General features: G+C 48.9%; 25 protein-coding genes. 14 read left to right on the forward strand and 11 right to left on the reverse strand.

From position 1 onward, the window contains the following. Positions 1-14: 14 nt before the first annotated feature. Positions 15-1037: a LysR family transcriptional regulator gene (locus tag ABWW03_RS18410; RefSeq protein WP_353410862.1), complete on the reverse strand. Its 1023-nt coding sequence runs from the start codon at positions 1035-1037 to the stop codon at positions 15-17. Positions 1038-1119: 82 nt separating this feature from the next. Here ABWW03_RS18410 and ABWW03_RS18415 point away from each other — a divergent pair, with 82 nt between their 5' ends. The 5 genes from ABWW03_RS18415 (at position 1120) to ABWW03_RS18435 (ending at position 4466) form a co-directional block, all read left to right on the forward strand. Further along, positions 1120-2286, forward strand: coding sequence for an MFS transporter (locus ABWW03_RS18415; RefSeq protein WP_353410865.1), 1167 nt, complete (start codon positions 1120-1122; stop codon positions 2284-2286). Between the two features lie 63 nt (positions 2287-2349). Next, positions 2350-2883, forward strand: coding sequence for a hypothetical protein (locus ABWW03_RS18420; RefSeq protein ID WP_353410867.1), 534 nt, complete (start codon positions 2350-2352; stop codon positions 2881-2883). 95 nt (positions 2884-2978) lie between these two features. Beyond that, complete coding sequence (locus tag ABWW03_RS18425; RefSeq protein WP_353410869.1) at positions 2979-3380, forward strand: hypothetical protein; 402 nt, start codon at positions 2979-2981, stop codon at positions 3378-3380. Next, a complete protein-coding gene (locus ABWW03_RS18430) occupies positions 3373-3963 on the forward strand; it encodes an SCO family protein (protein WP_353410871.1) in 591 nt (196 codons plus the stop codon). The genes ABWW03_RS18425 and ABWW03_RS18430 overlap by 8 nt, the downstream gene beginning before the upstream one ends. 98 nt (positions 3964-4061) lie before the next feature. After that, a complete protein-coding gene (locus ABWW03_RS18435; protein ID WP_353410873.1) occupies positions 4062-4466 on the forward strand; it encodes a GFA family protein in 405 nt (134 codons plus the stop codon). A 30-nt stretch (positions 4467-4496) separates the two neighbouring features. Here the strand turns inward: ABWW03_RS18435 and ABWW03_RS18440 are convergent, their stop codons facing one another. Further along, positions 4497-5546, reverse strand: coding sequence for an AraC family transcriptional regulator (locus ABWW03_RS18440; protein WP_353410875.1), 1050 nt, complete (start codon positions 5544-5546; stop codon positions 4497-4499). 386 nt (positions 5547-5932) lie between these two features. On the opposite strand from ABWW03_RS18440, the gene ABWW03_RS18445 reads away from it, so the two are divergent. Continuing rightward, complete coding sequence (locus tag ABWW03_RS18445) at positions 5933-7450, forward strand: PLP-dependent aminotransferase family protein (RefSeq protein ID WP_353410877.1); 1518 nt, start codon at positions 5933-5935, stop codon at positions 7448-7450. Positions 7451-7539: 89 nt separating this feature from the next. Here the strand turns inward: ABWW03_RS18445 and ABWW03_RS18450 are convergent, their stop codons facing one another. Continuing rightward, complete coding sequence (locus ABWW03_RS18450; RefSeq protein ID WP_353410879.1) at positions 7540-7815, reverse strand: hypothetical protein; 276 nt, start codon at positions 7813-7815, stop codon at positions 7540-7542. Positions 7816-8195: 380 nt separating this feature from the next. After that, positions 8196-9104 (reverse strand): TetR/AcrR family transcriptional regulator, encoded by a 909-nt coding sequence (locus ABWW03_RS18455; protein WP_353410881.1) that lies wholly within the window; start codon positions 9102-9104, stop codon positions 8196-8198. 69 nt (positions 9105-9173) lie between these two features. Here ABWW03_RS18455 and ABWW03_RS18460 point away from each other — a divergent pair, with 69 nt between their 5' ends. The 4 genes from ABWW03_RS18460 to ABWW03_RS18475 all read left to right on the forward strand — a co-directional run bounded on the left by ABWW03_RS18460 (position 9174) and on the right by ABWW03_RS18475 (position 13729). After that, entirely contained in the window at positions 9174-9677 is a 504-nt protein-coding gene (locus ABWW03_RS18460; protein WP_353410883.1) for a nuclear transport factor 2 family protein, read from the forward strand. Positions 9678-9732: 55 nt separating this feature from the next. After that, positions 9733-11094 carry an NAD(P)/FAD-dependent oxidoreductase gene (locus ABWW03_RS18465; RefSeq protein ID WP_353410885.1) on the forward strand — a complete coding sequence of 454 codons (1362 nt, stop codon included), beginning with the start codon at positions 9733-9735 and terminating at the stop codon, positions 11092-11094. Positions 11095-11214: 120 nt separating this feature from the next. Continuing rightward, positions 11215-12594 (forward strand): amidase family protein, encoded by a 1380-nt coding sequence (locus ABWW03_RS18470; RefSeq protein ID WP_353410887.1) that lies wholly within the window; start codon positions 11215-11217, stop codon positions 12592-12594. 181 nt (positions 12595-12775) lie between these two features. Beyond that, positions 12776-13729, forward strand: coding sequence for a LysR substrate-binding domain-containing protein (locus ABWW03_RS18475; RefSeq protein WP_353410889.1), 954 nt, complete (start codon positions 12776-12778; stop codon positions 13727-13729). A gap of 6 nt (positions 13730-13735) precedes the next feature. Here ABWW03_RS18475 and ABWW03_RS18480 read toward each other — a convergent pair whose 3' ends face one another. From ABWW03_RS18480 to ABWW03_RS18510, 7 genes are all read right to left on the reverse strand, one after another. Further along, positions 13736-15214, reverse strand: a complete 1479-nt coding sequence (locus tag ABWW03_RS18480; RefSeq protein WP_353410891.1) for an amidase — start codon at positions 15212-15214, stop codon at positions 13736-13738. Positions 15215-15264: 50 nt separating this feature from the next. Further along, positions 15265-17544, reverse strand: coding sequence for a TonB-dependent receptor (locus ABWW03_RS18485; protein WP_353410893.1), 2280 nt, complete (start codon positions 17542-17544; stop codon positions 15265-15267). A gap of 144 nt (positions 17545-17688) precedes the next feature. Further along, entirely contained in the window at positions 17689-18582 is an 894-nt protein-coding gene (locus ABWW03_RS18490; RefSeq protein WP_353410895.1) for a polysaccharide deacetylase family protein, read from the reverse strand. A 131-nt stretch (positions 18583-18713) separates the two neighbouring features. Beyond that, positions 18714-19163, reverse strand: a complete 450-nt coding sequence (locus tag ABWW03_RS18495) for an ester cyclase (RefSeq protein ID WP_353410897.1) — start codon at positions 19161-19163, stop codon at positions 18714-18716. Between the two features lie 33 nt (positions 19164-19196). After that, positions 19197-19874, reverse strand: coding sequence for an urea carboxylase-associated family protein (locus ABWW03_RS18500; RefSeq protein ID WP_353410899.1), 678 nt, complete (start codon positions 19872-19874; stop codon positions 19197-19199). A gap of 28 nt (positions 19875-19902) precedes the next feature. Next, positions 19903-20676, reverse strand: coding sequence for an SDR family NAD(P)-dependent oxidoreductase (locus ABWW03_RS18505; RefSeq protein WP_353410901.1), 774 nt, complete (start codon positions 20674-20676; stop codon positions 19903-19905). Positions 20677-20704: 28 nt separating this feature from the next. Further along, positions 20705-21454, reverse strand: coding sequence for an SDR family NAD(P)-dependent oxidoreductase (locus ABWW03_RS18510; protein ID WP_353410903.1), 750 nt, complete (start codon positions 21452-21454; stop codon positions 20705-20707). A gap of 326 nt (positions 21455-21780) precedes the next feature. Between ABWW03_RS18510 and ABWW03_RS18515 the strand changes: the two genes are divergently transcribed. The 4 genes from ABWW03_RS18515 (at position 21781) to ABWW03_RS18530 (ending at position 25085) form a co-directional block, all read left to right on the forward strand. Beyond that, the gene (locus tag ABWW03_RS18515; protein ID WP_353410905.1) at positions 21781-23151 is read left to right on the forward strand and encodes a cytosine permease; all 1371 of its coding nucleotides are present in this window, start codon (positions 21781-21783) and stop codon (positions 23149-23151) included. Positions 23152-23361: 210 nt separating this feature from the next. Next, positions 23362-23796 (forward strand): hypothetical protein, encoded by a 435-nt coding sequence (locus ABWW03_RS18520; RefSeq protein WP_353410907.1) that lies wholly within the window; start codon positions 23362-23364, stop codon positions 23794-23796. A 266-nt stretch (positions 23797-24062) separates the two neighbouring features. Next, positions 24063-24515: a YybH family protein gene (locus tag ABWW03_RS18525; protein ID WP_353410909.1), complete on the forward strand. Its 453-nt coding sequence runs from the start codon at positions 24063-24065 to the stop codon at positions 24513-24515. Between the two features lie 333 nt (positions 24516-24848). Continuing rightward, complete coding sequence (locus ABWW03_RS18530; protein WP_353410911.1) at positions 24849-25085, forward strand: hypothetical protein; 237 nt, start codon at positions 24849-24851, stop codon at positions 25083-25085. The last annotated feature ends 47 nt before the right edge of the window (positions 25086-25132 follow it).

A 25132-nucleotide genomic window follows, 5' to 3' on the forward strand; every position in this document is an offset into this window, starting at 1 on the left:
CTTGCGAAGGCCGCTTAAGCTTTGTTGCTGGGCGGCCTTTTTTCATTAAAGTCGATCATGGGTTTCCAATGTTCGGCCCAGCTGTGATTCGCACCTTCTTGCATGCGGCTCAACGCATCATTTAAGAAATCAATAAACACACGGACTTTCGCTGGTAAATAATCCCGCTTAGGGTAGATTGCGAATACGCCGCTCTCGTCCTGGGGAAGGCGAAAGTGAGGGTAAAGAGAAATCAGTTTGCCGCTGTCCAAGCCCTGCTTTGCCAGAAAATGGGGAAGCTGCGCAAAGCCCAGGCCGTCTTCGCACATATAGGCCATGGTTTCCCCATCGTCGGTTATATGGCTTCGTTCGAGTTCATACAGCGAATATTCTCCGTGTTCATCGGGCAGAAAAATCGGTTGAAGTTGCTGGGTTTCCTTAATGCGAAAACCGATCCACGGATGTTGTTGAAAATCTTCAGGACAGCGTGGCACATCGTGGTATTTTAAGTAGTCGGGTGACACACAGGTAAAAAAGTCCATGGGACTGAGTCGCCTGGCTACCAGGCGGCTGTCTTTGACATAGCCTGTGCGCAAAGCAATGTCGATATTGTTGTCGATAATGTCGACATGCATATCGTTGATGTCGAGTTCCAGTCGTATAGCGGGGTATTGCTGGCAGAATGATCGAAGCAAAGGGCGAAGATAAAGATGGCCGTAACACACCGCGGAATTAATCTTAAGGGTGCCGCTGGGGGAATCGTTCAGCTGTTTTAATTCTTCTTCGCAAGAGGACAATTCACGAGTCATTTTACGAACGGTTTCAGCGTAGTGCTTTCCCGCTTCGGTGATGCGCAGTTGCCGTGTTGAACGCTGAAAGAGCGTCAGTCCCAGTTGGGCTTCCAAACGATTTATGGCTTTGCTGACGGTTGAAGGGTCTGTGTTACAGGCTCGAGCGGCCGCAGCAAAACTCCCCTCATCGCATGTGGCCAAAAAGATTTCCAATGATCGCAATTTATCCATCGAAGGAGTATAGCAAGTCAGTATCGTGAATAACATTCACGACTCAAAGGGGGTTCGACCGGTTTTTAGAGCGAAAAATCTTCGTAGACTGTGGGCATCTTACTATTGAGTCCGAATTATGTTGAGCAGATTGTCCCCGCAAAGCCATGTGTCTTATGTCTTGTTTGCCTGGGTGGCCATGGCAGGATTGGCCTATATTAATTTTTTGCCCGCAGTAGTGAACGCGCTGGCAGGGAGCATCGGCTTCACGGGAAGCGAAGCCGGCCAGATCATTGCGCTCAATGGTTATGGGGCCTTGGCGGGAAGTACGATCGCAATATTTGTGGTACGGCGTATTCAATGGCGAGGAGCGCTGCTCGGCTTCCTGCTTGTGCTGGCCGCGCTTGATGTGGCGACGGTCTGGATTATCGATATGCATGTAATGCTTGCCTGGCGATTCATCGCCGGGGTTCTGGGTGGCTTGAGTGTCGGCATTGCCTTTTCTGTGCTGGCTCGCTTGAACAAACGAGATCGAGCGTTTGGCCTATTGTTGTTCATCCAGTTTGGGCTTGGCTCCCTGGTCATCTATCTATTACCGGGTTTGGAGCGCCAGTTTGGTGGCTACGCGGCGTTTTATGTGATGGCGAGCATCTCACTTCTGAGTCTGTTCGTTTTGGCGTTTCTTCCCAATGTGCAGTCCGATCCAGTACCTGCGCACCTTGATCAATCCGTATCGAAATCTGTGGGTATAAGTCTGCGAACCTTGTTGGCCATGTTCAGCTACCAATTGGCTGCCAGCGCCATCTGGGCTTATGCCGGACTGATTGGCTCAGGTGCGGGCCTTTCGAAAGACAGCATCAGTGTGTCTATTGCGTTAACCGGTCTTCTCGGATTGCTTGGGGCAATGCTGCCTATCGTCGGCGGTAATGATCCTGGCCGGTTTAAGTATTTGCGCGGTGGCATCGCGATTTCAATGTTGTCCGCGATGCTCTTAAATTACGCTGATACAACCTTGTTCTATGTGGCGTCTTTAGCGTTGTTGTTTCTGTCTTGGCCCGCGGTTCAGTCTTATCTGCTTGCCCAGGTGGCCGAGATGGACAGCAGTGGCCAGCTGTCTACGGTGGCGGCACTCATCTCCTATGGTGGGTTGGCGTCGGGCCCTCTGCTTGCCTCGCAATTGATGAATCCGGAAGATTTTTCCGTGCTGCTGTTCAGTTGTGCTGCCCTTTTTCTATTGAGTGGGTTTCTGACGATTGCGAGGTTCGGAAAACCAGAGCGAGCGATGGTCGAAGGTTCGCCGTCCTAACGGTCGTTTTCAGGTCGGCATCTACATTACTTTTGCGTCAGGATATGAAAAAAGGTACACGATATGATTAAACAGCTTTTTAATCGGGCATTGTTAACGATGGCGGATCGATACGATTACGATGTGACTTATATGCAGGACATACTGCATGCCGACTTCATGGCCTTCCTCAAATACATGGGCTTTCAATGCATGTCCACCCATCGCGGGACCTTGTCTCCCGAATGTCTATACGCCGCCAGATTGCGAGCGATCTTAAGGGAAGACTGTGGCCCCTGCGCCCAGCTTATGGTCAACATGGCATTGGAAGAGGGCGTGGACCCAGACGTCGTTTGTGCCCTTGTCGATAACTCATTCGGTACGCTTTCAGACGAACCTGCTCTTGTGGCGCGATTTACCGAATTAGTGCTGGATCGTGATCCTGAAGCCGATACATTACGAGAAGACATTGTGTCCTTGTGGGGCTCGAAAGGGCTGACCGCGATCGCGTTCAGTATCAGCGCCAGTCGAGTGTACCCAGCCCTTAAATACACTTTGGGCTATGGCAAGGCCTGTTACAACATTGAGATCAACAATGTCTCGCTCAAACCCGGTTGATCGTAAGACCCAGTTAATAAGTGGCCCAATTAGAACGTGGCCTCAAAAAGTGGGCAGAGAAGGTACATCAGGATAAAGGAGAATAAATCCGTATCATGAACAACAATGTTATTACTGGAATCGCCATTCTGCTTGGCCTGGGAAGTCTGGCCAATGCCGTTCTTATGATCGCAGCGCCCGAATCCTGGTATTGGGTGGTACCGGGAGTACCCGACAGGGGGCCGTTCAATCAGCATTTTGTTAGGGATATCGGGATCATTTACCTGCTCATTGGTGCATCGTTCACTTACGGCGCCGTTTACCCCAAAAATCGATGTGTTCTCTGGCTTTTTCCTACGGCTTGGCTTGCGGGGCACGGTGTATTTCACATCTGGGAGGTCATAGTCGGCATTTGTGGGCCGGAGTCGTTGCTGGAAGATTTTGCGGGTGTCACTTTGCCCGCGTTGCTGGCCAGTGGAATATGCTACGCAAGTTATACAAGCGACGGCCGTGAATAGATCTCGGTGGTTCGCTGTCCTGATCGGCCTGGGTGTTGCTCTGGGGGCGATGTTGATCGTATTGACGGTGGGCCATCAACGCCCCGCGGTAATCGAATGGTTGGACCCACCTCGTCACACTGTGGATTTTGAGCTGCGATCTGAACATAAGGTATTCACTCAGCGCTCACTTCTCGGGCAATGGACGATTGTCTTATTCGGTTTTCTGCACTGCCCGGATGTCTGCCCAACCGCTTTATCGGAAATGGCGGATGTATCACAGCGATTGCAGGCGGCGGGCTTTGGCAAGAACATTAACTATGTCTTTGTATCCGTGGACCCCGGTCGGGATTCATTGGAGGACATAAGTCGTTACGCCGAGTACTTCGATCCCTCCATTCTTGGGCTTACTGGCAGTGAAGAGCAACTTTTGCGCTTCAGTAAGCCTCTGGGGATCCGCTTTAAGGTTACGCCTGATGAAGACAATTACCGTGTTGCCCACTCACTTACCTTCTCTTTGATTGATCCCGAAGGTCGCTTGCGAGGGCGTTTCCGTCCAGGCTTTAATCCCTCCGATTTTGTGGAAGAGTTCACGCATCGGTAACGGTTCCACTGGAAACAGCAGATTGAATAATTATAGGATGAATGCACTCAGGCACTGAGCTCTTCACGTGTTCTGAAAGAAAAGACAAGGAGAAGACGATGCCAATTACGGGTGAGTGTTTTTGTGGCAGCATCCGCTACCGGATCGACGGCCAATTAAGTGATGCACGTTCCTGCCACTGTTCGAGATGTCGCAAGGCATTCAGTGCTCAAGCTTCGGCGTATGCCGTTGTGGAGCCTGGAACATTTGAGTGGACTCATGGCGAAGATAAGCTGACCGCGTACATTGGTGAAATGGGTTTTGGTTTGTCGTTTTGTTCGCAGTGCGGTTCGACCTTGGCAGGGGTATTCAATGGTGACGTCCACGGTGTGACACTGGGGTGTGTGAATGGTGATCCGGGTGTCTTATTGAATCGACATATCTTTGTGGGTTCCAAGGCGCCTTGGGAGACTATTCCTGAAGGGGTGCCACAGTACGAAGCAGCCCCTCCGGATGATCGCTGAATCACAAGGCAAAAGAAACAGATCAGTGTGTTATTCGGCTATTTCAACGTCATGGGCTCGATGCTGGTAGGCTAATTTATTCTCGCCGCGTATCTCCCTTGGGGGCTTTGAAAACCAACGCTGACAACTTCGACTTAACGCGGCTTGGTCGCTGTAGCCGATCAACTCGGCAATTTTTCCAAAGGGCATTTCGGTATTGCATAAGTAGTAAGTCGCCCGTTCTTTTCGAACCTGATCGCGAATGCTTTCAAAGTTGCAGTTCTCTTGTGCGAGTCGGCGCTGCATTGTTTTGGGGTGCAAACTCAAAGAAGCGGCAATGCTGTCTCGGGTGCAACTCTCTGTTTCCATGAGTTTCCGTAATTCCCGTTCAACCAAAGCGGAAAGTGACATGGCTTGCCGAGGATAATGCTCACGCAGGTAATCACAAGTGAATTGATGAAGCTTGGCGTTGCTCAATGGCAGTGGAGTGTCAAATGTCTTTTTGGAAATATACCAAGCGATGCTTTCCGTGTTGAATTCAATTCGCGCGTCGAAATAAGTCCCATAAATAGACGTAGGATGCAAAGGCTCATGCGGCACTTCAACTTTCAGTAGTTGAAAATTATCGCTTGCCAATTGTTTCCACACAGACTGACCGACTGCGATAGCGTGATCAACCGCTTGGGGCATATCACGATGCGGCACACCGGGAAAATTAACGTTCATCACCGCGCGAATATAACCGGGGTGTTGGTCATCAATATGGTAATGAATCGCGGAACTCTGAATGTGTGAGAATTGAGCAAAGCACTGCATTGCATCACCGACGGTTTCCGCCGTAAGAAGCGCGATCGAAAGCGGCCCCAAAGTATCAACGTTTTGAGTGCTGCCCAGATGAAGACCGAAATCTGGCTTTTCCAAATGTATGGCGGTTAATTCCAAAAGCTCGGCTAGCTTGGAATAAGGAATGGTGTTGTCTTCGTCTTCAAACACTTCGATAGGGATGCTGCATCGATTGAATAAAAACTCAGGATCGCCACCCAATGTCGCTACGACTTCTTGGTAGCCTTTTAAACTGCCTATTCGTACGGAATGACCCATAGTACCTCTGTTCTGGCTGCATGATCCCATGGGTTAAGTAATGTGTCCCCATTGGAAAAAAGTGCGCAAATTTTCTCTTTGTGAATTGTTATTTGATCTTTGTCAGGAGGACTTAAGTGAAAAAGTTCATCACGTATAAAACAATTTCCAATAAAAATCCTGACGCAAAAAATTATAAAGATCAGTATTTAGTTTTATTTATTGCGCTCGATCCAAAATTCTATGGTTAAACTTCTTGCCCCGAAAGAACCACATTCTTATTATGGTTAGTACCAATTTATATGGATGTGGTTGGTTAAGGAGTTGGAGACCGTATTATGGAATGATCAATATTGGACTCTTCAACAAAAGATTTGCCGCTATAATTCATAATTGAAAACGATCTTATGCAACGAGCCGATTCCCTACTTGCCGATTTTTTGAAGTTTAATCCCGAGTCTAAACAACCTTTACATAAACAACTTTGCCAGCAATTACGTCAGTGTATTCTTGAAGGCACGTTGTTACCGGGAAGCGTTCTACCGGCAAGTCGACAATTGTCAAAGGAGACCGGGCTTTCAAGAAACACTGTTATTGCAGCGTATGAGCAACTGATTGAAGAAGGTCTTCTGGAATCGAAACACGGATCTGGCACAAAGGTCGCTGAAAACTTGGCTCAGTTTCAGAACAAATCTCTTGTTGAAAAAGATGGAGTAGATACCAAAGTTTCGGTTGCTTCGAGAATGGATGCGCTTCCGTCTGTTCCATCTTCTGTTGTTCTTTTTGGTGGGAATGCACTTTTGGCTGGATTTCCTGATCTCAAAGAATTTCCGACAAAGGTTTGGAATCAGGCTTTCTCCCACGCGAGTAACCGTTTGTCTTCCTTGCTTCCAGAGCTCGATATTTTTGCGGGCCATGTCCCGTTGCGCAAAGAAATAGCACAGTACCTTCGTGTATCGCGTGGAGTCAAAGCCAGTTATGAGCAGGTTTTCATCACGGCCGGTGCCAGTCAGAGTTTGCAATTGATTACTCGTGCATTGACCAACGTGGGAGATGTCGTGTGGTTGGAAGATCCGGTTTACTCAGTGGCAAAGATGGCTTTTCAAATCGCCGATTTGGAAATCAGCCCGGTGAATGTCGATGGGCAGGGTGCCAATCCAGAAACGCTTCCGGAAACATCGCCTTCGTTGATTTATCTGACAACCTCGTATCAGTACCCATTGGGGTACACCATGCCTCCTGAACGTCGAGCCAAGTGGTTGAACGTTGCGGCAGACAACGGGGCTTGGATTATTGAAGACGATTATGATGGTGAGTTCCGGTATTCGGGGAACCCGATTCCTGCTTTGGCGGGGTTCAAAGACAATCGTCAAACTCTCTATATGGGAACCTTCAGCAAAACCTTGTCTCCATCGCTCAGGATGAGTTACTTGGTTGTGCCTCCGGATTTGGTCGACAGCCTCAGAAAAATATACCCCATGTTAGGGAATGAAAGCTCTGTCATCACCCAGGCAGCGCTCGCTGAGTTAATCGGTGGTGGGGTGTTTTTTCGCCATGTGAAAAATATGAGAAATTTGTATGGTGGAAGGCGAATGGCTCTGGAGGAATCGCTCGCGGGCATTTTGGGTTTAAATACTCGATTCACTGAGAACCAAAACGCGGGCTTGCATATACCGGTTTCTTTAAGTGTTCCAGATCAGGCGGTCGCGGGGCAGGGGGTAGCTGCAGGCCTGGGCTGCACGCCTATTTCAGGATGCTTCCATTCGGACCACTATCAAAATGGACTCCTGCTCGGTTTTACGGCCCGCAATTCGGAAACCAATCGGCGGGCGATCGAAGTGTTAGCCAGGGTTCTTGAAAAAGATAAAGCAACCATCGGTAATATGGCCGTAAGTGCCCCCCATACGCGCCGCGTTGATGTTTAGTCGCGTAGGCTGTTGCTGAAGAACGAAGGAGAAGGTCGAACCGCTCTTTTGTTCTGTCAGGTGGATAGGCACTGACGGCGTCATTTTACTTACTGCAGTTTCGCAGTACAGGCTTGGGCAATTTTCATTGCGTTTTCCTGGATCTGCTTGGTGTTTCCAGAGGTTTGCGCCTTGAGGACGGCCTCATAGTCCGTTTTTTCAGCGCTGCATACACAAATCTTCTTGGCTTGCTCTTTCATATTTGCTGGCATATTGGCCGATTGAAGATCGCAGGCCTTTAACGCGGCTTCCTTGAGTTGTTTGGCATCCATTGCGTGGCTGATTCCGGAAAAAGCCAGCAGCGCTAAGATCAATATATTCTTCATACAAAACCCCAAAAGTTAAATTGAACGTAAAGTCATTGTTTGACATACCAATGGTATGTTTTTACCTGTTGGTATGTCAACGGACTTCACGATTAAAAGTAGAGCTCTGGGGTGAACGGCGTACTTTTCGTTATAGGCGGTATCAGGGGCGGTACAGTGAGCACGACATTTGCGGCAGCTGCCTTGAGGAGAACTTGCACCTATAAACTCGAAGTTGAACGGTAGAGTGATTGAGAGAGTGATTGAGAGGATGAATAGTGTCGAGGCAAGTCAGTGGAAATGGTGAGAGAGTAGGGTGTTCTCAGAGTTGAAGACCCAGGAGCGCGAGACGATCAGCAGAGGTGTTATGGAAGGGGATGGGTACGCTTGCCTTGAATGGCTCACTTACCCAGACGTTTTTTAGCCTCATCACTCAGGGCTCCAGAGATAAAGTCCTCGAGTAGCCGCAGCAACTCTTCCCCTTTTGCTTTTCTGTCCCGTGCGCCAACCAGGCTCATCATCGAGTGAATCAAAATGCCGAAAATCGCATCTGCTAGCAGGCTTACGTTATATGGCTTAAGCAAACCACTGTCGACCAAGCGGGTAACGCCTTGGGTTAACGGCAATAGCGTATGCTCCTCGTCGAGCTTACGCCATTTTTCCCAGCCGAGTACGGTAATGGCTTCCTGGATGGGGATTCCTGTGGTTTTCGATGTCTCGAGAAACGCCTTACTTTGATTGACCATGTCCTGCCAGGGATCCTCTGTCAGGGGAATCTTCCTGACATAAGACGAGACCTGATACGCCTGCTTGCTGTAGCAAGCGGCGAAAATATCTTCTTTATTCTTGAAGTGATGATAGATGGCACCTTTGGTAAGACGCGCGTCTTCGGCGATCTTTCCTAGAGAAGTCTTGCTGAAACCATGCTTTCCAAATAGGGCGCTGGCTTTTTCAATCAGCACTTCCTTAGTAGCTTCAGCATTTTCATCTCTTCTCGACTTTATCGTCATGACTATACCCTGATGGCAAAAACGAATGCCTTTACGTAAGGCGTGACGGTGTTTGTGGGTCCCCACAATATACAAGATGCGCGCATTGTAAACCCTCAATATTTGCTGGACAGACTTAAACACACACTCTCTTACAGTATGTGGTTGATCCGTTGCTTCAAATGTTTGCGTTGGAAATTCTATGTTAATCAAAGGTTTATGTATTGTGCAAGCTTGCGGCTTGGAGTGAGCTGGCTTTTTGTTTGACATACCAAAAGACTTTAACATACCATTGGTATGTGAATTATTGATCAAAACCATTGACAACACCGTCATCAATTTTTCGATTCACTGGCGAACTAATTTCGATCTGCGTAAGGGAGTAATGTGATGAAAAAATACACTCAAGCGGCACTCATCCTGTTGGTTGTTTTTGCTTTATCCGCGTGTGACCTTCTGAATAAGGTGTCGCTTGGTCCCGATGCTAAAGCCTACGGCGAGGCCTGGGACTCCCGGGATGTAGATAAAATTCTCGCACTGCACCATGAAGACTCTCTCTATCAACTGCATGTTGCCAATCAAGCGGTCGCCAGGGGAAAGGCGGAAATTCGAGACGCATTTGCGACCATTTTTGAATTCTTCCCGGATTACGATTCTACGTTGCAACACATTTCTTTCGGCAGTCAATCGGTCACCATTCGCTTTTCCCTGTCGGCAACACCTACCCAGCCTTACATCATTGGCAATAAGCGCTTTATTCCAACGGGTGACACTTTTTCCATGGATATGATGGATGAGCTGATATTTGAAAATGGTCTGGTAAAAGAGAAGCACAGCTATATGGATATGGAATCTCTTTATCTTAACAGTAAGCGTGTTGAAGTGATCGACTGATGGGTCAGAAAGACAAAGCGAGACACTCAGTTCATCGCACGCCATGGAAAACACTATGAAAAACTCAACGATCCGATCGTTCAGCTCTACCAGTTTTTGGTTTGACAATCTTGACCCGCCGCCATCTTCCTTTCCTTCGCTGGAAGGCGATCATAGTTACGATGTTGTGGTGATTGGAGGCGGGTTTACGGGTTTATCGACGGCCATTGCACTTCGCGAGCGCAACATTCGCGTTGCAGTTGTTGAAAAGGGACTGGCGGGTTCGGGGGCAAGCGGGCGAAACAGCGGCCATGTGGGTTGTTCTTTGGGCATGCTGCCTCTGCTCACCTACAAAAACTTTGGTGAAGAAAGAACGCAGCAATTGTCACGTGTAGTGAATAAAGCCGTCGATAATGTTGCGTATATGATCGAGCAAGGTGGCGTCGATTGCGACTACAATCAATGCGGCAACATCATGGCGGCGGTAAGTCGAGGGGAGGAAAACAGTAAGATCGAGAAGTACGCGGCCCTATTCGAAAAAATGGGTATTGAAAATGAGCTTCTTGATGAACGCGCTCTCCAGAGAAAGGGCATTCCTGAGTGCGTTGTTCAAGCGGCTCATTGGAAGAAGGGCGGTGTCATTAATCCCGCGAAGTACGCACGTTGCCTCACTAAGATCGCTCTGGAAAAAGGCGTGGATCTGTTCGAGAACAGTGAGGTTGAAAGCGTTGTGCCTGGTAAAAAAGTGCTGATCAAAACCGGGAAGGGCCGTGTTTCCTGCCATCATTGTGTGTTGGCGACTAATGCGTACTCAGGTGAACTGGGTTTTCTCAAACAAAAAATTATTCCGATGTCGGTATCCGTCTTTGTTAGCGATCCGCTTACGCCTGAGCAACGTTCCCGGCTTGACTGGTATGGTGGCGAAGGCATCACCACTGCGCACATGGCTTTGGAAAATATACGCCTTACGGCAGATAATCGAGTGCTGATCGGGTCCAAGTCGGCTCGGCTGGGTTTTGGAAATTCCCAGCCAAGGCCTAATGACTCGCTTACTTTTTCAAAGCTCAACACGGTATTCAGGGACAGGTTGCCTGAACTGAACGATGTGAATATCGATGTAGGCTGGACCGGACGCGTGGCTATTTCCTCGGATGGTGTACCGAGTATTGGCACCTTAAGCAAACACAATAATATTTACTATGGTGTCGGCTATTCCGGCCATGGTATCGCGATGGCGAGCAACGCTGGAAATGTCATTGCTCAGCTGATTTGTCAGGAAGACCTGGAAGACGCCGGGATTTTGGTGGATCGGAAATCCTTACCTGTGCCGCCTGAGCCCTTTCGTTGGCTTGTCGGTCGGTCTGTTATGGCGGCGATGCGACGTATCGATAAAAAAACTGACCGGCATGCCCAGTTGGAGAGACAAGCGCGAATGTGAACCGGGTAGCGATGAAATGAGGAAAAATATCTCATGCGATAGGTGATTACCCTTCTTTTGTAATTGCATTCCCCGTGATCGAAAATAAGGCGTCCCCTAATAGTAGGAAGCCCCTATCGCATGCGAGAAGAACCAAAGTTGGAGCAACTCAGGTATTTTGCCAGAACGTGCAGCGCCAATGCACTTGTGTCCGCATACCGTGCCGGTATATGCAGCCCTAAGGATGTCAGCAAGGCCATCCAAGCCGACTTTTCCGTGTCCAGCGGCGTGTTCACCAGTTCGTGTGTTGAAATGGCCGAGGAAGCTTGGACTCAAAGTGATTTACGTCATCGTTTGAAGCGTGATCTCGGCCCGTTAGATGGGGTGCCGATTGTCATCAAGGACAATTTTCATCTGGAAGGGTATGTAACCAGTAATGGCTCGGCGGCCATGGAATCTGAACCGGCCACCATCAGTTCCAAGTTTTGTAGGCAATTGTTGTCACATGGTTTGATTCCCATGGCAAAATCGACCATGAGTGAATTGGCTTTTTCCGGTGTTGGCATCAACACCGTATTCGGCACGCCTGAGAATGTATGCAGCCGTACGAAGCGTTATATTCCGGGTGGTTCCTCAAGTGGTTCCGCTGCGGCGGTGGCACAGGGACTCACACCCATCGCCATCGGAACCGACACTTCCGGTTCAGTGAGAGTTCCCGCCGCAGTTCAGGGGGTTGTTGGTTTCAGACCAAGCTCTGGCATTCACGATATTTCAGATATTTTGCCACTGTCTCCTACATTGGACACCGTGGGTTTCTTTTCCAGAGGCGTCAACGATTGCCTCACGATTCACACTCTCTTGTCGGATGCCAGCTCTCAAAATCCGGATCTTCAGGGGCCGGAATCGATTGAATTGCTGATACCGGATCACGAGGTCAGTAATGAGCTTGATCCGAGAGTTAAATCCAAGTTTTCATCTCTCATTACAAGTTTGCGCAACGGTGGATTGAACATTCGCGTTGAGCGTCAGCCTCAGTTTGAGGCGGTCAGCGAATTGTTTTCCAAGTACGGTACGCTAGTGTCTTATGAGGCCTATGAGAACTATGGCCATCTGTTGAGTCAGAGTACGAGTGGCTTACAGGAGTTCACTCAGCGACGTTTGTCAAAAGCCGGACGGCTTAAGGCGTCGGGAAAGGACAAATTACTGAGCATTCGGAGTGAACTCATTGAGAGTTTATCGACATTACCTGAACATCAGTTCTTCATGTTTCCGACCGTTCCGGTTGTGCCGGTCGAGGCGCAAAGCGTGTTGAACAACATTGAATTCTATGAACGCTATAATCAGCGAATTTTAGGCAATACTATGCTGGGCAGCTTTTTGGATATGCCGGGTGTATCGATCCCTCTTAAACCACCGGGCGGAGGACTGCCTTTCGGACTCATGTTGTCGTCCCCTCGAAATCGTGACGACGCCTTGCTAAAAGTGGCGAAGTTCATTGAAAAGACCCTGGCGGGGTTGTAGTGCCCGCCTAAAACCTATTGTTAGTGATGGCTTTTATCGAAAAATGGTGTAAAAAATCAATATCAGCTTATACTATATTGGCTTTGGATTTGTACCAGGCAAGGTCTAGATCAGCTCTAGTCGTAAGCCCATTCGAGTAGAATGTTTTTAATGACAATAAGAATTCGCTTGAGAGACGATAATGGACAGACTTCCTCAGCTTAGGGGGGTTCAGGCTTTTGTGGTCGCCGCTAAGCATCTCAGTTTTAAAAAAGCTGCTGATGAGTTGAACGTAACTCCCACAGCAATAAGCCATAACATTAAATCGCTTGAAGAAGAGCTGGGTGTTAAACTCTTCAACCGGCTTACTCGTTCATTGAGCCTGACCAACGAAGGCAAAGTCTTTGCGCCCTTGGCCAGTGAAGCGTTTTTAAAACTGCACGAAGCGGTCAATGCGTTATCGGTGAGTGAGAGCGAAGGACCGCTTATTGTCACCACCACAAAATCGTTTGCGACCAATTGGTTGTCTAAACGAGCGCACCGATTTCGTAGCCAATACCCTCAATACAGTTTGAAGATTGATGCCAGTGACAGCGTTAAGGAGATTACCTCCAATAACGTTGATATCGCAATTCGTCATGGTAAAGGAAACTACGACGGGTCTCACTTTGTTTGGGTTCTCAACAACTTTGTTGTGCCAGTGTGTTCCCCCAAGTTGCTGGAACACAAAGAAAGCAAGAAACTTAAGCCGGAAGAGTTGTTGGAATTTCCGCTGATCGTTTATGAGTGGACTGAGAATCAAGACCCCGACGATCCCACTTGGGAAATGTGGTTTGATTTATCGGGGACCTCATCGAAAAAAGCCAATTATGCTGAAACTTACAGCGATGAATATATTTGTTTGCAGGCCGCTCTCGATTGCCGCGGGGTAGCTCTGTGCAGCACGTTGTCAGCGTCGTCTTATTTGGAATCCGGAGCCCTGGTTGTTCCCACCAATGTGGACTATTTCCTGAAGGATAAAAGTTACTACTTGGTGTGTGAAAAAAGCCATTCCAGTAAACACAAAATTGTCGCGTTTCAGGATTGGCTTTTGGATGAAGCAGATCGGTATAGAGACACTCCAACAGCGTCTCTAATCAATACCGACAGTTACTAGTCTTCGTTACAGGGGGCGGGAGTCGCAGTTTTCATAGTGTTGCTCCCAGGGCGCTACTTTTTCCAAGGCTTCGCTAAGGGCAATGACTGTTCCGTCCTGGCCAGATTTACCCATGATATGCAGACCCATAGGCAGACCTTCAGAGCCGAGTCCAGCTGGGATGCTGGCGGCAGGGTGACCTGTAAAGTTGGCCAAATAGGTAAGGCACCAACCAATCAGTGGCTCCACTTTTTCGCCATTCAGTTCCGTGGGTCCTTTGGTGTCGCCGTTGGTGTCATTAGGAACAGGGAAGCAGGCCAGGGTTGGGGAGATAATCGCGTCATAGTCTTCGAACACGCTTTGCAGCTTCTCGAAGATCTCAGATCGAATGCCTTGATCGCGATAGTAGTCACGCATGCTCATCGTGTTGTTGACGTAATCGTTCCAACGCCGCAAATCGGGGGGCAGCTGCTCAGGGTTTTCAAGCAGATCCACACCTGCCTGCTCCAGACTATCGAGTACATGTGTATTCAGCGGGGCCATCAGGCGGCACCACAATTCACCTAGCTCGAAATGATCGTACCCAAGATCGATATCCACATTTTCAACGGACACGCCAGCTTGCTTTAACTTCTCTGCGGTTGCTCGTACGCCTTCGCGGATTTCAGGTTCGACGGGGAACACGCCGAAATCTTCGGTGAAGGCTACTCTCAAACCCGTGACATCTTTTCCAAGGTGAGATTGCAGGTCTTCTTTCGGTACAACGGTGAGGGGATCCGCTGGGTGTGGCCCACACAGGATGTCGAGAGCGATCACGGCATCTTTAACATTTCGTGTAATGGGGCCCATATGAATAAATGGTGTAGTCGCGCCGAAGGCATTTGGGCGAATCAGAATCGGCGATCGGCCGAAAGAGGGTTTGAAACCGTATGTATTGCACCAGGCTGAAGGAATACGTATCGAACCGCCCGCATCGGTGCCTTCCGCCAGGGAGACGAGACCGTCTGCTACCGCTGCCGCGCTGCCACCAGAAGAGCCACCGCTGTTGCGGTCGAGATTGAAGGGGTTTTTGGTTGGACCAAATACAAAATTATCACAGGTGCCGCGAAATCCAAAAGTAGGGCTGTTGGTTTTGCCCACGATGATGGCTCCCGCCGCCTCCATTCGTTCGGTAAACGCGCATTGGTTTTCGACCACGTTGTTTTCCAGTGCCTTGACACCGCCCAGGGTAGATACCCACCCAGGTTTGAAATCGAACAGGTCTTTCATCGCGACAGGGACACCGTGCAGAGGGCCCAGAGGGGCGCCATCTTTCACCATCTGATCGGCTTTCTTGGCAGCATCAAGGGCGTCATTGAATCCGGTAATGACAAAGGCATTCAATGAGGGGTTGCGTGCTTTGATTCGATCGATGGTTTCTTCCATCAAGGTCAGAGCCGACAACTCTCCGGTGCGGATCAGTCTAGCGAGCTCGTGCGCGGGTTTATATGCGTGAGTATGTTTCATTTTTACCTACCTGAAAGAAGGCCAGCGTAAACGCTGGCCGGTTTTCGTGTTTAGAAATAAATAGACGCAGAGACGCCAAAGGTGCGAGGTTGGCCGTAAATATTCAACAGCCAGCCTAAGGTTGGGAGATCGTTTACGTAGGTGCGGTATTCTTTGTCAGCAATGTTGTGACCATACAGACTGAACTCATACTTCCCGTCGCTGCTGGACAGCGTGACGCGAGCATTGTGCAGCCAATAGTCTTCTTGCAGGTTGGAAGGCGCATTTACCGTTTCCAGGTACTGGTCGTCTCTCCAGCTCCAATCGGTTGAAAATGCCGCCGCCCAGTTTTCGTTGATGTCGGTTTCATATCGCAGCAAGCCGTTGAAGGTATACTCTGGCGCGTTAACTGGGGTGTTTCCATTCAAGCTTTGACCGCCGGCGGTAATATTACTGACGATTTCAGAATCCAACCAACCAAAGCCCAGTTGCAGTTCCAACTTTTCAGTCAACAGGAATTGTCCATCAATCTCAATACCCTTGGTATCGATTTCGGCTGCATTCACAGCGATTGGCAGTGGCGCATTCTCGTTGTCTACATTTACGATGCCGTTTTCAAACTCGTAAATAAAACCTGAGACATTAAGACGTGCGCGGCCATCCCAAAAGGTCGTTTTAATGCCACCTTCGTAGGCTGTGATTTCTTCAGGCTCTAGCGAAGTAAAGCCTTCCTGTCGGGAAACGAACGTTGCGTTGAAGCCGCCAGAACGGAATCCAGTGGAGTAGTTGATGAAGGCCATAAACTGGTCGAACTGATCCAGTTCTGGCTCCCATTTGGCACCCAGCTTATAGGTTACGTTTTCATCGTTACGCTTGCCGCCGCCAGCAACTTCGGATGACACTGCGGCAGTACCGACAATGTTTTCTGGAACATCACGACCGCCTAGTGAGCGCACCAGACCTGTACCAAAATCCGTTCCACCATTGATCTCGACATCTTCTTCGCTCCAGCGTACGCCGAGCGTCAGAGCCAGGCTTTCCGTCAACTGGAAATCGTTATGGGCAAACAGAGCCACCGCTTCACTGTTCTGATTGAACTCAGTGAAGAAACCTGGTGCGGCACCGCCTAAAATACGAAGGTATTCAGCTTGATAAAATTCATCGTCCAAATAGTAAAAGCCCAGAACGTAGTTCCACATGCCGTCGTTATCAGACGTCAATCGAAGTTCCTGACTAAAAGTTTCAACCAGGTCGTAGTAGAAAATCTCTACTCCGCCGCCCGGTGTGCCGTCGGCGTCTTCCTGCTGATCACGTACAAAATCCTGATAGGAACTGATCGAGGTTAAGGTGGCCCAACCAAGATCATGGTCAATGCGGAGCAGGGCATTTTGAGCTTCGTTGTTCACGATGTGCTCGGTACCGCCGTTAGACGTAAACGGGTCATTGTCGCCCGGATTCAAACCATCGATACCGCGAACACAATTTGCCGAACCACCAGTGACAGTGCCACTGAGGTATTCGGAGCAGAATTCAGGGGCTCCGGCAGCCAAAGAGTCGGGTGTGAAAATACCGGCACCTTCATAAGGGATAAATGAGGAGCTGTCTTCACCGTAAGAGAGAGATAAATTCACATCGGTAGAGTCGAAGGACCAGGCCAACTGTGAACGGAGTGCCCACTTGTCGATTTTGCCCTCGTCATCGCCACGAGTGAGATTGTCATAGTAACCTTTGTTTTGCTTGGTGCTGAAGCCGGATAAGCGAAAATTCAAACCGTCGGAAAGCGGTGTGTTGATGTAAGCTTCGGTTCGCACGGTCTGGTAATCGTCATAGCCGACCTGCAAACTGGCTTCAAATTCATCACCAGGTTTGTTGGTAAAGAAGTTGACCGCGCCGCCTGTGGCATTTCGACCAAACAAAGTACCCTGAGGGCCTTTCAGTGCTTCCACTCGTTGAATGTCAAAGAGCATTAAGCTGGTTGTAAAGCCTTTGGAAATGTAACCTTCGTCCAGGTGAACCGCAATAGGCGAATCCAGATTGCTGGAAAACTCGTTCACGCCAAGGCCACGAATATTGAAATTGGTTGGGCCGAAACCGTGGTTGACCTGCACGTTGGGTACATTGGCCGCGATCTTGGTAATGTCATCGACATTGGCTTCTTTAAGCTCGTCCCCAGTCAGGGCCGAAACCGTCAGGCCAATACTCTGCACAGACTCGGATCGTTTCTGAGCGGTAACCACAACTTCTTCCAGTGCGAAGTCCTGCGCATTGGAAAATGCCGATGATCCCATAATGATGGCACACGATATGGCGGTTGAAAGTCTATATTTTTTATGTGTTATTAAGCTGGACATATTTATTCTCCTCTTATGAACTTAATCATTATTGCTATAGCGAGATTTAAAGTTCGGATTCAAACCCTGCAATTCAAATATATATAAATTGGCGATTCAGACATGCGAAATAATTTCAGCCTATAGATGAATAAAATTTGCACGTTAGAGTTTTGGAATTTGAACATCCTGGTAATAGGGGAGTGTGTCCTTTCGAATGTTTTGTTGTTTGTCTCGATCTTGTTGTGCAACGTACTGTGCAATTTCAGACAGAGGCGCAAACCAGCAGTCGTTACGGGAAAGAACGGACTCCAGCCATTTTTCGACCTGTGCCCATCGCGTCAGCCGGCCGGTTAAAAACGGGTGCCAGATAGACATCCAGAATCCTGAAGCTTCGTATTGCGCTTCAAATTCTTCCCAGAAGCCTGCGAGACCAGTGGAGGCGGCTTGCACATGCATCATGTAGTCAATTTCAGGGTAGTGTGCAAACGGAGGCCAGTCGTCGTTGGCCCAGTGAACTGGAATCTCAACCAGTTGCTGGTCGCCTTTTTGCAATAGATATGGAATATCATCAGCCATCATTGAGCTTTCGTATAAAAACGAGTGCTTCAACAGTAAATCTATAACTGTATCGTTGACGTTGTAGACAGGCGCTCGATAACCCAGAGGTTTGCTGCCGGTCATAGATTGGTGGACTTCAATGGCTCGTTCAAACCACTCTATTTGCTCGTCGGCCGAGTGTCGGGTTGGGTCTTCGTGAATATAGCCGTGATGGCCAATTTCGTGTCCGCCTTCGAGTATGCGCTCCACCATCTCTGGGTATTGAGACATGCACCAGGCAGGAATAAAAAAGGTTTGTTTAATACCGAACTTTTTGAAGGTGTCCAGAATTCTTGGGATGGCTACAGTAGGGCCATACTTTCCCATGGAGACCGGGCACAAACGATCAAAACCGTCTTTAGGTCGGGATATATGTATCAAACTGTCTGCATCAATATCAAAGCTTATTGCGCAGGCGATTTTTGCCCCATTGGGCCATTTAATTGGGTGTGCAATCATCGTAGGCTCTCCTGTCTTGGAGCCTACGATGCTCGTTCAGCTATCGAATTCCTACAAACTAGATTTCTTTAGCTGATGCCAGTAAATAGCTCATCTATGGGGCAGGAGCGATGTTACGGGCAGTGTTTTGCTCAGGAATTTACGCCGGCAATTTTATTCTGGCCGACAGGCATTAAACCCAACTGGGTGAACAGGCCCATGGTATCTTCATGGTAGTAATACTGAACAACTTTGCCGTCTTTGAACTCAAAGATTTCTGCGCCCAGAATGTCAATTTTTCGCCCCGTGCCTGGGATACCATAGAAATCACCGAGATGTGTGCCGGTCAGGCGGAATCGGCTGGCTACTTTGTTGCCTTCGGCAATCAGCTCCAACGCTTCTTCATGAATGTCTGGGAAGGCTTCTCGCCAAAAAGACACCAAGGTTTTAAAGCCTTCTTTCCCTTTCGGCCACTCTGGCAGAAATTGATCGTGCTCAACATTATCATCAAAAATGTTATCGATTTCATTCATGTCGCCGTTATTCCAGCAAATGCCGTAAATATTAGCGACGGCCTGTTTGTTTTGCTCTGGAGTGCTCATATGATTTTCCTCATGTGAATCGCTTGTTGATGTTCAATTTGAAATACTGAATTCCAAATGGCTTGGGTTCTTCCCCTCGCCATTTACCGGGGTGATGTCTTGTGGGCATGCAGACATGACCAACAGGCAATCACCGTGAATTCTGAGCAGAACACGGCTGTTCTCACTAGACACCGGCGGCTCAAAACTCACTGTGTTGGAAGGAGAGATTGGGACATTCATCCAAAGATTGAATGGGTCGGGAACCAACGGAATCTTTTGTCCAATGGCTTGCGTTGCCATTCTGAGATTGTCGGTACAGTTATCGTGATAAGCGTGAACACCGAGCTGTTGATAGCGGTGGTGATCGCAGGCGGCAATGAGGGTGTCATGGGAGATGGGTGTGTCGCTGCTCTCCAGAGTTACCATATTGCTTCTCAGATTGCTGACCAGTGTATCTCCAAGCTCAGGGATAAGCTTTCCCAAGTGGGTTCGACTGTGGCTCATCGACAAATATTCATTGAGATTGTTCAGGCGAAAGGCCCAAAAGTCACACACCTGATAGCCACTTGGATTGTTAATGTTCAGGAGGTCGCCGTCCTTCGCAATGACGGCCACGCCGCATCGCGCAGGAATTCGGTATGTTTCACCGTAGACGGGTGTTCCCGTCGCGGAAACCGCTGAGTGGATGGTGGCATTGGAACCATCGGGAATATGAGGGTGATAGGTCATAATCTGCTCTCAATAAGGAATTGGCGGCTTAAACCAAGAGGGCGCCGCGATCTGCATTGATCGCCTGCCCGGTTACGTTGATGGCGTATCTTGATGTCAGCATGAGATAGGACAGCGCAACGTCCTCCGGCGACTGCACATCTCCGAAGCATTGTTCTTCGCTGAGTCTTTTCAGCAATGATTCTTCGCTGCAACCTTTTTCCCCGGCCATGATTTTCAGTGATTCCATGGCGGGCCCGGTTTTAACCCACCCCGGGCATATGGCATTGACGCGTATGCCTTGAGGGCCCAGTTCTTTGGCCAAGGTCCGCATCAAGCCGAGGTTGGCATGTTTGCTGGCGTTATACGCGGAGAAGTCCGGAACCGCTGTTTTTCCCCAAATCGACGATGTGATGACAATCGATGCACCGGCGCTCATTTTTTTGCGGGCAGAGGCTAGGGTCAAAAACGTCCCGGTAATGTTGACGTCCATGATTTTTCTGAAGTTTGCCAGGCCAGCCGCCATGGGCTCATCAATCGGTGTGGCTGCTTCTATGCCCGCGTTGGCGATAAAAATGTCGATAGCGTCGATTGTTGAGAAGGCCTCGTTAACACAGCTTTCTACGCTGATATCGCAATGCAGGGCGATAACCTTGGCTTGGGTTTGCGCGGCGATGGCGTTGGCTGTTTCAGCGACTGCGGGATTGGCATCGATGAGAAACACGTTCGCACCTTCTTGGGCGTACGCCGTTGCGACGGCCTTGCCGATGCCGCTGAACCCACCAGTGACGACGACGTTTTTGTTCTTGTATTCTTGCTGCATAGACTGACCTTTGTGCAGAGTTCGAGCTCTAGTACATTGCTGCGCCGCCATTGGGGCCCAAACATTGTCCTGTGAAATAAGATGATTCGTCCGATGCCAGGAACACCGCCGTCGCCGCAATTTCGCTGCATCGCCCAAAACGTTTCATTGGATTGTTGAGCTCCATAGCGAGCTCTTCCTCGTGCATGATATTGGGGTCACACATTCGCGTACTGGTTGGACCCGGAGCAATCGCATTCACGCGAATTTTGGGGGAAAATTCTCTCGCCCAGGAGCGAGTCAGTCCGATAAGGGCGGCTTTTGAGGCACAGTAAGCGCTGTTTTTCGCGCGCCCCAGATACGCCAACTCAGAGCTGATGTTGATGATGCTGGAACTGACTGTGGCCTCGAGCATACTGGGAATGGCGCAGCGGCTCATATTGAAGGCCCCCCTCAGGTTAACGCTCATCAGGTCATCAAACTGGTCCATGGTGGTTTCAGTCAGCGGTGCATTGTGTGCGACACCGGCGTTATTGATCAGTGTGTCGATGCTGGAAAAACGAGACAATGTTTGTTCCACGCAGCGTTCAATGTGCTGATTGATACGCACATCGCATTCAACAATAAGACACTGCTCTTTGTAACGTTGCAGTATGCCCAGGTCTTCTGTGCTCAAAGGATCCTTTGCCAGATAGCTGAGCACCACATTGCTGCCTTCGCTCAAAAATCGTTTGGCAATGGACAGACCGATCCCCCGTGAGGCCCCAGTGACAAGGGCCGTCTTGTTTTTTAATTTCATTTCTATAAGTCAAATATTGAACGTGAATGATTGCGAGCTGATCTTCTGTGGGCTCTATATACACACTAATGCTAGCCCCTGATCTCGCTTCTTTCAGTCAAATTTTTCTCAGCCTCTTGATGAATGACTTTCATCTGCGTGTCGCGAAGGCAGGGTGTAAGATGCTTGAAAATGATTAACAACTGATGCGAGGTCGACATGAATCAAGAAGTTGTAGAAGCCGGTCGGGTTAATAAAGCCGATCACCTGATCCTTTTTTTCCTGTCTTGCATTCCCTTGTTGGTGTCTTTGTTTGTGGTGTGTGCCGATTAAAAAGAGGTTTGAATATGCAAACGGTTACTGAAAATACATTGGCGCCCATTTCTCCATCGGATCGAGACGCTGGTTTCATTTCTCTGGTGCTTCTGTGGGCTGGAGGGAATATTCTGCTGGCGACCTTCATGGTGGGAAGTTACTACGCAGAAGGGCTGGGCCTCTGGCCAATGGTGTTGATTTCGATTACGGCAAACTTGTTTGCGTACGCCGTTTGCGCGGTGTCTTCTCAAAGGGGCGCTCGGTATGGCCTGGATGAAGTTGTGGCTTTGCGCCCGGCTTTTGGGATGAAAGGTGCCTATTACGGTGCTTTTGTACTGATCTTTATCAACTTTGGGTGGATAGGTTTGCTGTCCTCAATGACCGGCACGGCTGCGGTTAATGCGAGCGAGGTTTTCCTGGGAGAGTCCTTCTCGTTTTCCGGAAATTATACGGTTTACGCGGTAGGAGGCGGTCTGCTTATTCCCATGTTTCTGGTTATGCTGACCCCGAAAGCGAGCTTCTATCTTTCGACAGTAACGGTGCCTGTCCTGGGTGGTTTTTCTATTTATATTCTGTTCAAAATTATGAATAGCGAACATATGGCCGCCGTCAGTAACTTTAAGCCTACGGGTGCGGTAGGTATCGCCTTTGCCGTTGAAACTTGTGTGGTTTGGGCGGTGGCTTGGCAACCTTATCTGGGTTCTTGGAACAAGTTTGCTTCATCTGAACGGAATGCTTATTGGGGGACCTTTATAGGCCTGGCGGTTATTGGCATTATCTTCGCAATTACCGGGGGGATTGCGACCTTGGCGACCGGCGAAATTGATCCGGCTGTTTGGGCAGTGAAGTTGGAATTAGGTCTGATTTCCATGATCATCATTATTTTAGGCACAATCACGACCAGTTCTTTGCTTTTATATTCCGGGGTTATGGCGTTCATGTCGATATTCCCCAAGTTCAATTACAAGTTGACCACGGCTATCGTTGCCTTGCCTTCTTTGGTCTTTATTTATGATGCCGAACTACAGAACCTGTTTGGCATCATTCTGTTGTTTGTCGGCTTATTGGCAGGCCCCTATTGGGCAATATCAATAGCGGACTATGTCTTTTTACGAAAAGGCATTATCAATGTAAAAGAATGCTATGAAGAGCATGGCATTTACCGCTTTTACAACGGTTTTAATGTGTATGCGTTTGCTGCGCAACTGTCGGGAATGCTGTTGTGGTTATTCCTGGGCGGTTGGTTGTCTGGTTACTCTATCCTAAGCTTTGGTTGGGGAGAGTCGGCATTCTCATATATCAGTGCTACGGTCCCCTCAATGCTTGTCGCTGCCGGTGTATACGTAACTCTGGTGAAAGTTTTTCAGCACCGATCCGAACGGCTTGTCAAATCCTACGAGTAACCGCATTCCCGTGAAGCTCCAAGCAGTAGAGCGTTCTTTGCCGCCATCCATTGGCGGTTTTTTTTGCCATGAATTTGGCGGTTGTGTTGTGGGCTTAGAGCCGGGGCTTATGAGGAAATAGTACCGATCGGCATTTTATCGGTATTTGATCAAGCTACGAACAGACTTTTGACAAGTGTTTGAGAAAAATACAACAGAGAGGTTAATACCATGGCAACTGACAATGACGACATTCTGGCGCTTCTCCAGAACCAGTATTCCGGCTTATGCTGGAACGAAGATAGTGCTCCGAATTGGGGGCTTTTCCTATCCGGTTTTCACCCTGAAGGGCGTATAATTCCATCCGCCAGACCCATCAAGACGATGACGCCCCAGGGCTTTATAGAACGAATGTCCGAGCTCAGAACGAGTGGTATTCTACGGTCGTTTTCGGAAAAAATTAAGTTCTATGACATACAGGTATACGGGAACGTAGCCTGCGCTACTGTGGGCTGCGAAATGACCGAAAATGAATCGCAGGTGACCCATGATATTAGCGTCATTAATCTGGTGAAAGAAGAAGATTGGGCGATCGTTTCGCAGTCCTGGGCATCGGTGCCTGGAGAGGATTGTCATATGTGCATGCCTTGCCGTGCATTCTTCTAGTTCAAGGGCATCTGTTCCCAACATCAACGTGGCATGAATTGCGGTCCAGATGGCTTAGTTTTTTTCATGCGTTTGCTCAGAACATTTCAACCAAGCTTTACACGGCAAAGCCCTATAATGATTTCAACAAATAGAGCGTGCTTTGCCGGTGTGATTCTCGGTAGGTTTTTAGCATCTGATCGAATCAACGGCTTTGAAAACATCTATCCTATTTGTTTTCATTAGCCAGCCAGTTATTTCAATCCATCAGACAATAGGTGTGCATCATGAAAATGCTTAAAATGATTACAATTTCGGCCATGACCTTTTTACTCGGTTCGAGTTTGGCGTTCGCTGAGTTAACGCTACATCAGACGATTGACAAGCATAACAATGTGCTGGCCGAGGCCATCATGCAGGGCGACATCGAACGCCTCAGCGATTCCCATGCCTATACAGATGACGCTTACGTTTACGCTCCCAGCACGCCAACCGTTCATGGCAAGGAAAACATCCGCGAGTTTTGGGAGGGTGTGATTCAGGCTGGTGCCAAGCATGTCAGTCTCGAGATTCATGATGTCCACAATTCAGGTGAGCTGGCCTATGCGGTTGGAACGTTGAGATTTGTTGATACGAGTGGACAAGCGAGCGACAGTCGCTATCTCCTCGTGTTCAAGAAAGACGGTGAACAATGGAAACTTCACTTGGATATGTGGACCCCATCCGTCACTTCAAAATAGCTTTATTCGCTCATCGAGCAAATTGACGGTTAAGGGTCACTTAGTTGTCAATTTGCTCTCAACACCCCTCTGGCCGACATCGCGTTTCATTTCGCACACTGGCCTTCTTGTAAAAAGAGAGAACTCAATGAAATTACCCATGACCCCCGAAGATGTCGATTTTGCACTTGTGCAGGCCTTTCATGATGGTGACCTTGATGCGGCATCGAGCTGCACGAGCCCGATTGTGTAACGTGGGTGCTGCCCCACGAAGGAGCCTGCTTGTTAGAAGGGCGGGATGCGATCAGAGCGGGGTTCGAGAATGGCCTTTTTTGCATCAAAGGGAAAATGAACTTGATTGTTCGACATATTACCCGGATGGGTGATCTCGGTTTGATGCATTCCAGCTGGCGTGTTGTCGGGAAAACCGAGGACGGCATGGATGTAGAAATTGGGCATTCGGGGATTGAAGTCGTACGACAGCAAGCCGACGGTTCCTGGAAGTTCGACATTGGTCACCCATGGGGATGCAACCCAAATGTCAGTGATCATTTTGCGTCTCCTCCGATTCCGGGTGAAATTTTCAAGTAAGCAGTGGACCGGACGCGAGGTGTATTCGCTGTAGCGTAACGCTTGGC

This window comes from Pseudoteredinibacter isoporae (assembly GCF_040372805.1).
GTDB classification, from domain to species: domain Bacteria; phylum Pseudomonadota; class Gammaproteobacteria; order Pseudomonadales; family Cellvibrionaceae; genus Pseudoteredinibacter; species Pseudoteredinibacter isoporae_A.

Bases quoted from the DNA above. Each gene is read 5' to 3' on its own strand.
- ABWW03_RS18415 (WP_353410865.1), top strand. From the start codon at position 1,120: ATGTTGAGCAGATTGTCCCCGCAAAGCCATGTGTCTTATGTCTTGTTT.
- ABWW03_RS18450 (WP_353410879.1), bottom strand. From the start codon at position 7,815: ATGAAGAATATATTGATCTTAGCGCTGCTGGCTTTTTCCGGAATCAGC.
- ABWW03_RS18490 (WP_353410895.1), bottom strand. From the start codon at position 18,582: ATGATTGCACACCCAATTAAATGGCCCAATGGGGCAAAAATCGCCTGC.
- ABWW03_RS18420 (WP_353410867.1), top strand. From the start codon at position 2,350: ATGATTAAACAGCTTTTTAATCGGGCATTGTTAACGATGGCGGATCGA.
- ABWW03_RS18485 (WP_353410893.1), bottom strand. From the start codon at position 17,544: ATGTCCAGCTTAATAACACATAAAAAATATAGACTTTCAACCGCCATA.
- ABWW03_RS18445 (WP_353410877.1), top strand. From the start codon at position 5,933: ATGCAACGAGCCGATTCCCTACTTGCCGATTTTTTGAAGTTTAATCCC.
- ABWW03_RS18480 (WP_353410891.1), bottom strand. From the start codon at position 15,214: ATGAAACATACTCACGCATATAAACCCGCGCACGAGCTCGCTAGACTG.
- ABWW03_RS18410 (WP_353410862.1), bottom strand. From the start codon at position 1,037: ATGTTATTCACGATACTGACTTGCTATACTCCTTCGATGGATAAATTG.
- ABWW03_RS18440 (WP_353410875.1), bottom strand. From the start codon at position 5,546: ATGGGTCATTCCGTACGAATAGGCAGTTTAAAAGGCTACCAAGAAGTC.
- ABWW03_RS18455 (WP_353410881.1), bottom strand. From the start codon at position 9,104: ATGGTTTTGATCAATAATTCACATACCAATGGTATGTTAAAGTCTTTT.
- ABWW03_RS18500 (WP_353410899.1), bottom strand. From the start codon at position 19,874: ATGACCTATCACCCTCATATTCCCGATGGTTCCAATGCCACCATCCAC.
- ABWW03_RS18460 (WP_353410883.1), top strand. From the start codon at position 9,174: ATGAAAAAATACACTCAAGCGGCACTCATCCTGTTGGTTGTTTTTGCT.
- ABWW03_RS18475 (WP_353410889.1), top strand. From the start codon at position 12,776: ATGGACAGACTTCCTCAGCTTAGGGGGGTTCAGGCTTTTGTGGTCGCC.
- ABWW03_RS18425 (WP_353410869.1), top strand. From the start codon at position 2,979: ATGAACAACAATGTTATTACTGGAATCGCCATTCTGCTTGGCCTGGGA.
- ABWW03_RS18510 (WP_353410903.1), bottom strand. From the start codon at position 21,454: ATGAAATTAAAAAACAAGACGGCCCTTGTCACTGGGGCCTCACGGGGG.
- ABWW03_RS18515 (WP_353410905.1), top strand. From the start codon at position 21,781: ATGCAAACGGTTACTGAAAATACATTGGCGCCCATTTCTCCATCGGAT.
- ABWW03_RS18505 (WP_353410901.1), bottom strand. From the start codon at position 20,676: ATGCAGCAAGAATACAAGAACAAAAACGTCGTCGTCACTGGTGGGTTC.
- ABWW03_RS18435 (WP_353410873.1), top strand. From the start codon at position 4,062: ATGCCAATTACGGGTGAGTGTTTTTGTGGCAGCATCCGCTACCGGATC.
- ABWW03_RS18495 (WP_353410897.1), bottom strand. From the start codon at position 19,163: ATGAGCACTCCAGAGCAAAACAAACAGGCCGTCGCTAATATTTACGGC.
- ABWW03_RS18525 (WP_353410909.1), top strand. From the start codon at position 24,063: ATGAAAATGCTTAAAATGATTACAATTTCGGCCATGACCTTTTTACTC.
- ABWW03_RS18465 (WP_353410885.1), top strand. From the start codon at position 9,733: ATGAAAAACTCAACGATCCGATCGTTCAGCTCTACCAGTTTTTGGTTT.
- ABWW03_RS18470 (WP_353410887.1), top strand. From the start codon at position 11,215: ATGCGAGAAGAACCAAAGTTGGAGCAACTCAGGTATTTTGCCAGAACG.
- ABWW03_RS18520 (WP_353410907.1), top strand. From the start codon at position 23,362: ATGGCAACTGACAATGACGACATTCTGGCGCTTCTCCAGAACCAGTAT.